This window comes from Nocardia sp. NPDC058658 (assembly GCF_042716665.1).
GTDB lineage: Bacteria > Actinomycetota > Actinomycetes > Mycobacteriales > Mycobacteriaceae > Nocardia.
This window is the reverse complement of record NZ_JBHXRR010000028.1, coordinates 70,315-82,220: the sequence shown is the minus strand read 5'-3', so window position 1 is coordinate 82,220 and position 11,906 is coordinate 70,315. Positions and strand designations below refer to the sequence as shown.

The following is an 11,906-nucleotide window of genomic DNA, read 5'->3' as shown; positions in this document are numbered from 1 at the left end:
CCGTTGCTTGCTCCTTCGTCGCGTCGCAACGGCGGCTAACCGGCGACCCGGCCGCGACCGGCCACTTCGTGGCCGTCCCTCCCTAGGGGTCGGGAGTGCGGTGGGTGGGAGTGCGGTCATGTTTCTTCTTCGGTGGGTGGTGTGGCGGGCCTAGGGTGGGGGCATGGTGTCTGAGCGCGAAGTACTCGAATTCGTACCCAAGGGTTTGTGGATCGGGTCCGGGCCTGTCGAGGCCAGTGGGGGTGGGACTTTCGATGTGCGGAATCCGGCGGATGGGGCGGTGATCGCGCAGGTTGCTGATGCGACTCCCGAGGATGCGATGCGGGCCTTGGATGCGGCTGTCGCGGCGGGGGCGGCGTGGGCCGCGACGCCGGCGCGGGCGCGGGGGGAGATTCTGCGGGCGGTGTTCGAGGAGCTCACCGCGCGGGCGGAGGAGTTCGCGCTGTTGATGACGCTGGAAATGGGCAAGGCGTTGTCGGAGAGTCGCAATGAGGTGCGGTACGGGGCCGAGTTCTTTCGGTGGAACAGTGAGGAGGCGGTGCGGATTCATGGGCGGTATCTGAACGCGCCGTCGGGGACAGGGCGGATCATGGTTGCCAAGCAGCCGGTGGGGCCGTGTCTGGCGATCACGCCGTGGAATTTCCCGCTGGCCATGGGGACGCGCAAGATCGGGCCGGCGCTGGCGGCGGGGTGCACGATGATCGTCAAACCTGCCTCGGCGACGCCGTTGACCATGTTGGCGCTGGCCAAGCTGTGCAGTGAGGCGGGGCTGCCGGACGGGGTGCTGTCGGTGGTCACGACGCAGCGTTCCGGGGCTGTCACCGGTCCGCTGATCGACGATCCGCGGCTGCGCAAACTCACCTTCACCGGCTCGACCGAAGTCGGCAAGAAACTCGTTGCGGCGTCCGCCAACCGGTTGCTGCGGACGTCCATGGAGCTGGGTGGCAACGCGCCGTTCGTCGTGTTCGACGATGCCGATATCGACGCCGCGGTGGCCGGGGCGATGCAGGCGAAGCTGCGCAACGGCGGCGAAGCGTGCACGGCGGCCAACCGGTTCTACGTGCAGCGGGGGGTGGTCGCCGAGTTCACCGAGAAGTTCGTCGCCGCGATGACCGACACCGTGGTGATGGGGCCGGGCACCGATCCTTCGACCACTCTCGGCCCGCTGGTCAGCGAGGACCAGCGCGAGATCGTGAGCGATCTGGTCGACGATGCGGTTTCGGTGGGCGCGCGCGTGCTGATCGGCGGCAAGGCTCCCGGTGGTACGGGGTGGTACTACCCGGCCACGATCCTGGCCGACGTTCCGCCCACGGCCCGCATTCTGCGGGAGGAAGTGTTCGGGCCGGTTGCCCCGATCGTCGCGTTCGATACCGAGGACGAGGGTGTCGCGGCCGCCAACGACACCGAATACGGGCTGGTCAGCTACGTCTTCACCCGGGATCTCGACCGAGCGCTTCGCCTCGCGGAGGGGATGGAGAGTGGCATGGTCGGGGTCAATCGTGGCGTCATCTCCGACCCGGCGGCCCCGTTCGGCGGCGTGAAGGAATCGGGCTTCGGTCGCGAGGGCGGCACCGAGGGCATCGAGGAATACCTCAACACCAAGTACATCGCCCTGACCTGAGCCGAAAAATAACCGCCCCGGGGATGGTGTTGCACCCGGGGCGGCTTTTCGGTAGCGGCGAACTGGCTGGTCCGCCGCGTGGTCTGTGGGTGGCCTAGCGGCCGAGGCGGCCGCGACCGAGGCGGAGCAGGAGCATGGCGAGGGTGTGACCCTCTTGGCCCAGCTCACTGAAACGCTCGAGGACTTTCATCTCACGGCTGTGGACCAGGCGCGTGCCGCCGGAGGCCATCCGGGTGCGGCCGATGATCCGGGAGATCTCGCTGCGGCGTTTGATCGCGGCGAGGATCGTGGCGTCGAGTTGGTCGATCTCGAGGCGAAGCTTGTCGATCTCGGCTTCGGATTGCGGCAAGGCCGAATCGGACCCGGTGGTCGTAGCAGGGGTGCTCATCATTCATCTCCTCGTGTCAGAACTTGGATCGGTCGGACCGAACGGCCTGTTACCCGATCTGTTCCGTCACCCTGAAACTTTTCCCGATGGGCAGTACTTGATCCCCCCGGGAGTGCGCAATCAGCCGAACTCCGCGTCACGATATCGGATCGGCGGCCGATCCGGGCATGCGGAGAAGCACTGACCATGTGGCCCAGTCTGCCACGGGTAGGTAGGGAGGCAAAACAGTTCCGTTTATGAATTCGCTGAGAACGGTCACCAGGTGGCCCCTGCGCGGAGCTGTGCGCGTTCACCAGTAGTTTGCCGAACGGTCGTCGCCTGGTCATCCTGGCGGGAGCAGTTCGCAGCTTGTCGGTGCCCGCCGGTAGCGTGGACAGACGATGGATATCACGGTCGCTCCCCACGCCTCAGCAGCCGAACCCAGCGAACCGGCGCCCGCCGCGCTACCGCCACGGGACGGTGGTGCCTCCACGCTCGCCCAGGCGGCGGCCCGCAACAGCGCCGAACAGTCGCAGCGCCGTCAGGAGCGCGAACAACAGCGCGCCGAGGAGCTCGAACGGCTACTCGACGGACTGAACCCGCCCCAGCGTGCCGCGGTGATGCACGCGGGGTCGCCGCTGCTGATCGTGGCGGGCGCCGGGTCGGGCAAGACCGCGGTGCTCACCCGCCGGATCGCCTATCTGCTGGCGGCGCGTGGGGTGCGCACCGGTGAGATCCTGGCCATCACCTTCACCAACAAGGCTGCCGCCGAGATGCGCGAACGCGTCGCGGGGCTGGTCGGTCCGCGCGCGGCCAGCATGTGGGTGTCGACCTTCCATTCCAGCTGTGTGCGCATTCTGCGGATGCAGGCGGCACTGCTGCCGGGCCTGAATTCGAATTTCTCGATCTACGACGCCGACGATTCTCGCCGGTTGCTCACGATGATCAGCCGCGATTTCGAGATCGATACGAAGAAGTATTCGGCGCGTTTGCTGTCGACCGCTATTTCCAATCTGAAGAACGAACTGATCGGTCCAGAAAAGGCCGCCGCCGATGCCGAAGCCGACGACACCGAACTGCCCGCGCTGGTCGCCCGGGTCTACGCCGAGTACCAGCGGCGCCTGCGTTCGGCCAATGCGATGGACTTCGACGATCTGATCGGCGAGACGGTCGCCCTGCTGCAGAACCACCCGCAGGTCGCCGAGTACTACCGGCGCCGGTTCCGGCACGTGCTGGTCGACGAGTACCAGGACACCAACCACGCCCAGTACGTGCTGGTGCGTGAGCTGGTCGGGCATCACAGCGAAGAGCAGGACGTCGAGCCGAGCGAGTTGTGTGTGGTCGGTGACGCCGACCAGTCGATCTACGCGTTCCGCGGTGCGACCATTCGCAATATCGAGGAATTCGAACGCGACTTCCCCGACGCGGAAACCATTCTGCTGGAACAGAACTACCGTTCCACCCAGCACATCCTGTCCGCCGCCAACGCGGTGATCGCGCGCAACGAGAACCGGCGCGAGAAGAAGCTGTGGACCGATTCCGGCGAGGGTGAACTGATCACCGGCTATGTCGCCGACAACGAACACGACGAAGCCTCTTTCGTCGCCAAGGAGATCGACCGGCTCGTCGACACCGGCGATGCCAATTACGGCGACGTGGCGGTGTTCTATCGCACCAACAACAATTCGCGTGCGCTGGAAGAGATCTTCATCCGAATGGGCGTGCCGTACAAGGTTGTCGGCGGGGTGCGGTTCTACGAGCGCAAGGAAGTGCGCGATGTGGTGGCGTACCTGCGCGTGCTGGAGAATCCCGAGGACGCGGTGAGTGTGCGCCGCATTCTCAACACGCCGCGGCGCGGGATCGGCGATCGGGCCGAGGCGTGTGTGGCGGTGCATGCCGAACAGCGGGGGATCGGGTTCGCGGCGGCGCTGCGTGATGCGGCCGACGGGAAGGTCGCGTTGCTGAACACCCGTGCGCAGCGGGCCATCGCGGGATTCCTCGATCTGCTCGACGAGATTCGGGTGGCCGGTAAGCGGGCCGACAGTGACTATCCCGATGTGGGGAATGTGGTCGAGGCGGTGCTCGATCGGACCGGATATCGGGCGGAGCTGGAAGCTTCCGACGATCCACAGGACGGTGCGCGGCTCGACAATCTCAACGAATTGGTGAGCGTCGCACGGGAATTCAGTTCCGAGGCGTTCAACAATGCCGAGGCGGCGCGGGAGGAAGGCCTCGTGCCCGAGGCCGGTGACGGTGAGCCGGAGCCCGGTTCGTTGGCGGCATTCCTCGAGCGGGTGTCACTGGTCGCCGATACCGATCAGATCCCGGACGAGGGCACGGGTGTGGTCACGATGATGACGTTGCACACGGCCAAGGGGCTGGAGTTCCCGGTGGTTTTCGTGACCGGGTGGGAGGACGGGCAGTTCCCGCACATGCGGGCGCTGGGTGATCCGAACGAGTTGGCCGAGGAACGGCGGCTGGCTTATGTGGGGATCACGCGGGCTCGTCAGCGGCTTTATCTTTCGCGCGCTGTGGTGCGGTCCGGGTGGGGGCAGCCGGTTTCCAATCCGGAATCTCGGTTCCTGCAGGAGATTCCGCAGCATTTGTTGGATTGGCGGCGGTTGGAGCCGGTGATTTCGCCGCAGCGGGGGCGGCGTCGGGGGGAAGAGAGTGGGTTCGATCGGGATTGGACCAGTGGGAGTGGGTGGGATCAGCGGCCGGGTGTGCGTGGGGGGAGTGGTGAGCGGCGGCCTGCGCCGGGTGGGGCTGTCAAGCGGAACAACACCGAACTCGTTCTGGCGGTGGGGGATCGGGTTACCGATGACAAGTACGGGTTGGGGCGGGTTGTCGCTGCTGATGGGGTGGGGCCGTTGGCTACGGTGACCATCGACTTCGGGTCTGCGGGGAAGATTCGGTTGATCCCGCAGTTCAGTCGGACGATTGTGAAGTTGTGAGGTGAGTTCGGGGTTTGGGTTGTCCCGGGCTGGCTTGTGGGGCAGAGCTTCGGGGTTTGGGTTGTCCCAGAGGTTTGACGCTGTGTTTATTGGAGCGCTGGCGCGCTCGAGTCGCGGCCCCTAGGGGCCGCCGGTTAGCCGCCGTTGCTTGCTCCTTCGTCGCGTCGCAACGGCGGCTAACCGGCGACCCGGCCGCGACCGGCCACTTCGTGGCCGCTGCTCCCTAGGGGTCGCAGGTGGTGGCTGGGAGTGCGGTCATGGCGGATCTGGGGTGTGCGGTGTGGGTGGGAGTGGGGTTGTGGTGGATCTGGGGTGTGCGGTGTGGGTGGGAGTGGGGTTGTGGTGGTTTGGGTTTGCGGTGTGGGTGGTCAGTGGGGAAACAGGTCGGTCAGGGCTTCGTCGAGGGTGGGGTAGTTGAAGTCGAAGCCTGCTTTATGGAGGACTTCGGAGGTTGCGTGGCGGCCGGTGAGGCCTAGTGCGGGGTCTGTGCGGAGGGCTATTGCGCCGACCTTCAGGATTGCTGCGGGGGTCGGGGGTGATGGGGGGCGGTGCAGGGTTCGGCGGAGGGTGGACATCAGTTCGGTGTTGCGGACGGGGAATTCGGTGGCGGCGACCAGGATGCCGTTGGGGAGGCTGATGGTGGGGTCGAGGCCCAGGGTGGCTCGGACTATGGCTAGCCAGTCTTCGATGTGGATCCAGCTGAACCACTGATTGCCGGGGCCTACGCGGCCGCCTAGGCCTGCTTTGGTGAGTTGGGCGAGGCGTTTGGGGGCGGGGGCATCGGGGTCGAGGACGATGGAGGTGCGCAGGATCGTCCAGTGGTCGGCGCGGGTGGGGTCGAAGGCTTCTTCCCATGGTTGGGCTACGCCGGTCATCTGGGGCAGGCCTACGGGGAGGGGAGTTGTTTCGGTGCAGCGGGTTTCGCCTGCGTCGGACCAGATGGCGGTGGTGCTGGCTTGGACCCAGTAGTCGACGGGGGTGTCGCGCAGGCCTGCCGCGGCGACCAGGGCGGTAGTGGAATCGACTCGGCTGGAACGTAATTCGGCGACATTGCGTTCGGTGGGTCGGCAGTCGACCAGCTTGCCTGCCAGGTTTATCACCGCTAGGCGGCCGGGTTCGCGCAGTTCGGCGGACCAGGCGCCGACCGAGCGGCCGTCCCATTCGGTCTGGCGGAACGGCAGTTTCGGGTTGCGGCGGCGGGTCAGGAGGGTGACGCGCTGGCCGCGGCAGGTCAGGTCGGCGGCGATCTGGAGGCCGAGCGCGCCGGTGCCGCCTGCGATGACGACGTTGAGGGCATCGTCGGTGGGGGCGAGGCCGGCCAGGCGGGCCAGGCGTGAGAAGTTCACGCGCGCATCGGTTTCGATGAACGGGCGCACGACCGTGCGCGCCGCGGCGGCGGACGGGCCGGTGAAGCGGAGTTCCTGGGTGATCTCGGTGCCGCCGTCGCGGGGCGTCAGCCGCCAGGTGAGATGCATGGTGCCCGCGGGTTCGGGCTGGGTGATCGTGAGCTCACGATCGGGCTCGAACACGGTGACGGTGAACGGTTCCGCGAACCGCCCGTGAATTCGCGCCGAGAGATTTCCGTTGGGGAGGTAATCGCCGGTGGCGCCGACGGCGACGGGCCCGTGCATCCGCACCGACCGCACCCCGGGATTCCACTCCGGCCACTGCTCGAGATCCCCGAGCACCCCCCACACCAATTCCGGTGCGAGCCCGATGAACTGCGTGTACTTCGTCGTACCAGCCATGACCAACGCTAACCCTGCCACACCACATAGCGGAAGCGTGCTGCTGGTCACGTAGAGGGAGCTCGCGCACGCGACAACTGATCAACGTAAGAACATGGGTAACTCACCGACACCAGCAAACACAGGTCGCCCCCAAAGCTTGCCGCGTTCCCAACTCCTCCGCGCCTGAGTCTGGCCTCAAGACCCGGAGAGGCGGTTCAGTCGCGCTGGGCGCCCAGGCTGATGCCTCGGGTGGCGAGCCACGGGACCGGGTCGATCTTGTCGGTGCCGTTGAGCCACACCTCGAAGTGCACGTGCGGGCCGGTAGAGAAGCCGCGGTTGCCCATGGTGGCGATCTGGTCGCCCGCCATCACCCGTTCGCCCTGCGAGACCGTCGCGGTGTCGATGTGGCCGTAGATGGTGACGGTGCCGTCGTCGTGCAGGACGCGGACCCACATGCCGAAACCGGAGGCCGGGCCCGCTTCGATGATGGTGCCGTCGGCGACCGCGTAGATCGGGGTGCCGATCGGACCCGCGACGTCGATGCCGAGGTGCTGGACGCCCCAGCGGGCGCCGAAACCGGAGGTGTAGTTACCCGAGGTGAACTTGGCGAACAGGGGCCGCAGCTTGGCGGATTCCTGGGCGGCCAGGTCTTCGGCGAACTTCGCGCCCTTGGCGAGGATGTCGTCGAAGTGGTTCTTGTCGGCGATGGTGGTGGCGTCGAGCACCTGCGGTGCGGCCCCGGTGTGGGGGTCGAGCTCGGCGGTGTTCATCGACTGGGCGGCGATCTCGTGGACCTGGCCCGCTGCCTCGTAATCGATGCCGGAGGCGGGCTGGCCCGGATCGGCCATGGCGGCCTGACCGGCGGCGACCACAGCACCGGCGGCGACGGCGATGACCGCGGCGCGGCCCTTCAGTGCGGCGGGCGGAGCGGGGACGCGGTGCGCGCCACCACGACGTTCGGCGCGGCGGGTCGCGGGGCGTTCTTCGGCGGTGGTCTCGTCGGCCGTCGCGGGCGCCCAGTCGGTGCTGTAGGTGCCGGTGTCGTAGGACTCGTCCGCGGTCCATTCGTCTTCGGCGGGCGTCCAGGCGGCGTCGCCGGACCAGGTGGTCTGGTTGTGCCACACGTCATCGGTCTGCGGCCATGCGCCCTGGGGTGCGGCCGGGACTCGACGGGCTTCCGTATGCGACGTGTAGTCGTCGGCATGCCGGTAACGATGCCCGGAGGGGGTGCGATTTTCGACTGGAAGGGTGGAGCGGTGGTTCATCGGATGAAGTACCTCACGCTATGTCGTCCTCCTCAGTCCTGACTTGCCAGTCGTGACCTGGTTGTCGTGACCTGGTTGTGACTTCGACCGCATTGACGGTAACGAAGCGATTGCAGAGTGGCAAGCGCTGGCCGGAAACGTACACCTCTGTGTGACATTCGTCACCGTAACGCGACGGAATATCTCACCGTTTTCCGGCATCTCGGGTGAGGTTCGTCCACGACATAACGTAGTAGATGGCGGGGTGTTCGTGCTTTAGGTGGCCCGACCTGGCAAGGCGTTGGAAAACGCCACAAAACTACTCGCCAGTAGCCTTGGCCAGCGGTTTTTCCGACCTCCCGTAAACGGTCGTGACCTGCGCCACTTACTATGAACGTGGTCGTTTAGCCCTCCCCGTGACTAGTTACAGTCCGACCGACCCGCATGCTGACCATTTCGAGCGACCTGCAAGCAGTCGCTACGGCCTGTCGGTCCTCCAACAAAGACGTTGTCATAGCAACGCAGACGAGACGGTGAGTACATGGATCTCTTCGAATATCAGGCGAAGGAGCTCTTCGTTAAGCACGGAGTGCCTTCGTCCGAGGGTCGTGTTTGCGACACGGCTGAAGAAGCACGCGCCATTGCCGAGGAAATCGGCAAGCCCGTGATGGTCAAGGCGCAGGTCAAGGTGGGCGGCCGCGGCAAGGCCGGCGGCGTGAAGTACGCAGCCACCCCCGAAGACGCGTTCACCCACGCGCAGAACATCCTCGGCCTGGACATCAAGGGCCACATCGTCAAGAAGCTCCTGGTCGCCGAGGCCAAGGACATCGCGGAGGAGTACTACATCTCCTTCCTGCTCGACCGCTCCAACCGCACCTACCTGGCCATGTGTTCGGTCGAGGGCGGCATGGAGATCGAAGAGGTCGCGGAGAAGACTCCCGAGCGCCTCGCCAAGATCGCCGTCGACGCCGTCAAGGGTGTCGACCTGGCCTTCGCCCGTGAGATCGCGGAGAAGGGCCACCTGCCCGCCGACGTGCTCGACGCCGCGGCCGTGACCATCCAGAAGCTGTGGGAGGTCTTCGTCAACGAGGACACCACCCTGGTCGAGGTCAACCCGCTGGTGCGCACCCCCAACGACGAGATCCTCGCCCTCGACGGCAAGGTCACCCTGGACGAGAACGCCGAGTACCGGCATCCCGACCACATCGAGTTCGCCGACGTCGACGCGACCGATCCCCTGGAGCTCAAGGCCAAGGAGAACGACCTCAACTACGTCAAGCTCGACGGTGAGGTCGGCATCATCGGCAACGGTGCCGGTCTGGTCATGTCGACCCTGGACGTCGTCGCCTACGCGGGCGAGAACCACGGCGGCGTGAAGCCGGCCAACTTCCTCGACATCGGCGGCGGCGCTTCGGCTTCCGTGATGGCTGCGGGTCTGGACGTCATCCTGGGTGACGCGCAGGTCAAGAGCGTTTTCGTCAACGTCTTCGGTGGCATCACCGCCTGTGACGCGGTCGCCAACGGCATCGTCGGCGCGCTCGAGGTGCTCGGTGCCGCGGCCACCAAGCCGCTGGTCGTCCGCCTGGACGGCAACAACGTCGAAGAGGGTCGCCGCATCCTCGCCGAGGCCAACCACCCGCTGGTGACGCTGGCCCAGACCATGGACGAGGGCGCCGACAAGGCCGCCGAACTCGCCTTCAGCGCCAAGTAAGGAACGCGAACATGTCCATCTTCCTGAACAAGGACAACAAGGTCATCGTCCAGGGCATCACCGGCGGCGAGGGCACCAAGCACACCGCGCTGATGCTGAAGGCGGGCACCAACGTCGTCGGCGGCGTGAACGCGCGCAAGGCCGGCACCACGGTCAAGCACACCGACAAAGACGGCAACGAAGTCGAGCTGCCCGTGTTCGCTTCCGTCGCCGAGGCGATGGAGAAGACCGGCGCCGACACCTCGATCGCCTTTGTGCCCCCGGCCTTCTCGAAGGACGCCATCATCGAGGCCATCGACGCGGAGATCCCGCTGCTCGTGGTCATCACCGAGGGCATCCCGGTGCAGGACTCCGCTTACGCGTGGGCCTACAACGTCGAAAAGGGCGAGAAGACCCGCATCATCGGCCCGAACTGCCCCGGCATCATCACCCCGGGCGAGGCGCTGGTCGGCATCACCCCGAACAACATCACCGGTAAGGGCCCGATCGGCCTGGTGTCGAAGTCGGGCACGCTGACCTACCAGATGATGTACGAGCTGCGCGATTTCGGTTTCTCGACCGCGATCGGCATCGGCGGCGACCCGGTCATCGGCACCACCCACATCGACGCCATCGAGGCGTTCGAGAAGGACCCCGAGACCAAGATCATCGTCATGATCGGCGAGATCGGTGGCGACGCCGAAGAGCGTGCCGCGGCCTACATCAAGGCCAACGTGACCAAGCCGGTCGTCGGCTACGTCGCCGGTTTCACCGCGCCCGAGGGCAAGACCATGGGCCACGCGGGCGCCATCGTCTCCTCCGGTGGTGGCACCGCGCAGGCCAAGCAGGACGCGCTCGAAGCCGCTGGTGTGAAGGTCGGCAAGACGCCGTCCGCCACCGCCGCGCTCGCTCGCGAGATCCTCGAGAAGGCTTCCATCGCTTCTGCGTGATCTGATATCTCACACTGTCGAAGGCCGCCTTCAGGTTTAACCTGGGCGGCCTTCGTCGATCTATCCACAGGCACGTGGTTTATCCACAGGCTGGATCGGTAGGTGATGACCGGCGGCGTGGCGTGCAGTAGCGTCAGGTATCGGATCACCACACCAGAGAAGTTCGACGCGATCGATGTGCACGACTCGACAAGGAGACGACGAGACATGTCATACCCGACCGGGGGCTCCGGGTACAACACACCCGCGACGTCCGCCGCGCCTCAGGGCCCGAGCACCGGAGCCGCCGCGGCTTCGCCATCGACCGCGGAAGGTTCGGAAGGCAAAGGGCTGCCGTTCATTCTGACCGCGGCCGCCGCCGGACTCGGCGTCGTAACCTTCTTCCTCGGCTTCGCGCCGTACGTCGGAATCAGCCTCGGCCGTGAGACGTCCACCGGCAGCATGTTCGAGTCCAACAGTGGCGCGCTCGCGACGCTCGTCCTGGCCGCGGCCCTGCTGGCCGGGCTGTCGTTGCTGCCCAAGCAGAACACCCTCGGTGTCGCCGTGGCGCTCGCGGTGGCGTCGTTCCTCGGCGTCGTCGTGTCGCTGATCAGCGCAGGCGAAGGCGTGGAACTGCAGTGGGGCGCGTTCGTCGTCACCGCGTTCTCGTTCATCGTCGCAGTGCTGTTGGTGCTGGCGCTGCTGTTCGGGCTCGGGATCATCAAGGCGCCCGCACCGAAACCGGCTCAGCCGCAACAGCAGCCGGGTCAGTACGGCGGCCAGTACGGTCAGCAGGGTTACGGACAGCAGGGCTACGGCCAGAGTGCGGGCCAGCAGTCCTACGGTCAGCCCGGCTACGGCCAGGCACAGACCGGTGGGCAGTACCCGACGCAGTCGCCGTCGCCGTACGGCCAGCAGAGTTCGCCGTCGATGCCGCAGGCGCAGCAGCCGTCCTATGGTCAGCCGGGGCAGCAGTCCTACGGTCAGCCGGGCCAGCAGTCGCCGTACGGCCAGCAGTACGGTGCCCCGCAGGGCCAGCAGCCGTCGCCGTACGGTGCGGCGCCGCAGGCACAGCCGCGTCCCGACGAGAGCGCGACGCAGACCTTCGGCGGGCAGCAGTCCGGCCAGCCGGGCCAGCAGCCGTTCGGTGCGCCGACCTACGGTGGCGCGCAGCCGTCGTCTCCGGGTCAGCCGCAGCCGTTCGGTGGCGAGCAGACCGCCGATCCGGCGGCTGATGCCACTACGGCGTTCCGCCCGAACGAAGACAACAAGTAAGACCGCCGGCATGGTCGGTCAGCGCTGGAACACGCAAGCGAAGCGTGACCACGCAGGGCGCCCGAACATGCCGAATGGATACGGCCTGCCGCATGG

At 66.4% G+C, this 11,906-nt stretch carries 8 protein-coding genes; 5 read left to right on the top strand and 3 right to left on the bottom strand.

Annotation, left to right across the window (positions count from 1 at the left end):
• Positions 1-163 precede the first annotated feature (163 nt).
• Positions 164-1,621, top strand: coding sequence for an NAD-dependent succinate-semialdehyde dehydrogenase (locus tag ACFWUP_RS28105; RefSeq protein WP_379238978.1), 1,458 nt, complete (start codon positions 164-166; stop codon positions 1,619-1,621).
• A 94-nt stretch (positions 1,622-1,715) separates the two neighbouring features.
• Here the strand turns inward: ACFWUP_RS28105 and ACFWUP_RS28100 are convergent, their stop codons facing one another.
• Positions 1,716-2,009 carry a chorismate mutase gene (locus ACFWUP_RS28100; RefSeq protein ID WP_056816138.1) on the bottom strand — a complete coding sequence of 98 codons (294 nt, stop codon included), beginning with the start codon at positions 2,007-2,009 and terminating at the stop codon, positions 1,716-1,718.
• Between the two features lie 380 nt (positions 2,010-2,389).
• Here ACFWUP_RS28100 and ACFWUP_RS28095 point away from each other — a divergent pair, with 380 nt between their 5' ends.
• Positions 2,390-4,942, top strand: a complete 2,553-nt coding sequence (locus ACFWUP_RS28095; protein ID WP_379238977.1) for a UvrD-helicase domain-containing protein — start codon at positions 2,390-2,392, stop codon at positions 4,940-4,942.
• Between the two features lie 368 nt (positions 4,943-5,310).
• Here ACFWUP_RS28095 and ACFWUP_RS28090 read toward each other — a convergent pair whose 3' ends face one another.
• The gene (locus ACFWUP_RS28090; protein ID WP_379238976.1) at positions 5,311-6,690 is read right to left on the bottom strand and encodes a DUF1731 domain-containing protein; all 1,380 of its coding nucleotides are present in this window, start codon (positions 6,688-6,690) and stop codon (positions 5,311-5,313) included.
• 197 nt (positions 6,691-6,887) lie between these two features.
• Positions 6,888-7,937, bottom strand: coding sequence for a M23 family metallopeptidase (locus ACFWUP_RS28085; RefSeq protein WP_379238975.1), 1,050 nt, complete (start codon positions 7,935-7,937; stop codon positions 6,888-6,890).
• A gap of 520 nt (positions 7,938-8,457) precedes the next feature.
• Between ACFWUP_RS28085 and sucC the strand changes: the two genes are divergently transcribed.
• The 3 genes from sucC (at position 8,458) to ACFWUP_RS28070 (ending at position 11,810) form a co-directional block, all read left to right on the top strand.
• Positions 8,458-9,627: an ADP-forming succinate--CoA ligase subunit beta gene (sucC, locus tag ACFWUP_RS28080; RefSeq protein ID WP_379238974.1), complete on the top strand. Its 1,170-nt coding sequence runs from the start codon at positions 8,458-8,460 to the stop codon at positions 9,625-9,627.
• Positions 9,628-9,638: 11 nt separating this feature from the next.
• A complete protein-coding gene (gene sucD, locus ACFWUP_RS28075) occupies positions 9,639-10,556 on the top strand; it encodes a succinate--CoA ligase subunit alpha (protein ID WP_379238973.1) in 918 nt (305 codons plus the stop codon).
• A gap of 207 nt (positions 10,557-10,763) precedes the next feature.
• Entirely contained in the window at positions 10,764-11,810 is a 1,047-nt protein-coding gene (locus ACFWUP_RS28070) for a DUF5336 domain-containing protein (RefSeq protein ID WP_379238972.1), read from the top strand.
• The last annotated feature ends 96 nt before the right edge of the window (positions 11,811-11,906 follow it).

Bases quoted from the DNA above. Each gene is read 5' to 3' on its own strand.
- ACFWUP_RS28105 (WP_379238978.1), top strand. From the start codon at position 164: ATGGTGTCTGAGCGCGAAGTACTCGAATTCGTACCCAAGGGTTTGTGG.
- ACFWUP_RS28100 (WP_056816138.1), bottom strand. From the start codon at position 2,009: ATGAGCACCCCTGCTACGACCACCGGGTCCGATTCGGCCTTGCCGCAA.
- ACFWUP_RS28095 (WP_379238977.1), top strand. From the start codon at position 2,390: ATGGATATCACGGTCGCTCCCCACGCCTCAGCAGCCGAACCCAGCGAA.
- ACFWUP_RS28090 (WP_379238976.1), bottom strand. From the start codon at position 6,690: ATGGCTGGTACGACGAAGTACACGCAGTTCATCGGGCTCGCACCGGAA.
- ACFWUP_RS28085 (WP_379238975.1), bottom strand. From the start codon at position 7,937: ATGAACCACCGCTCCACCCTTCCAGTCGAAAATCGCACCCCCTCCGGG.
- sucC (WP_379238974.1), top strand. From the start codon at position 8,458: ATGGATCTCTTCGAATATCAGGCGAAGGAGCTCTTCGTTAAGCACGGA.
- sucD (WP_379238973.1), top strand. From the start codon at position 9,639: ATGTCCATCTTCCTGAACAAGGACAACAAGGTCATCGTCCAGGGCATC.
- ACFWUP_RS28070 (WP_379238972.1), top strand. From the start codon at position 10,764: ATGTCATACCCGACCGGGGGCTCCGGGTACAACACACCCGCGACGTCC.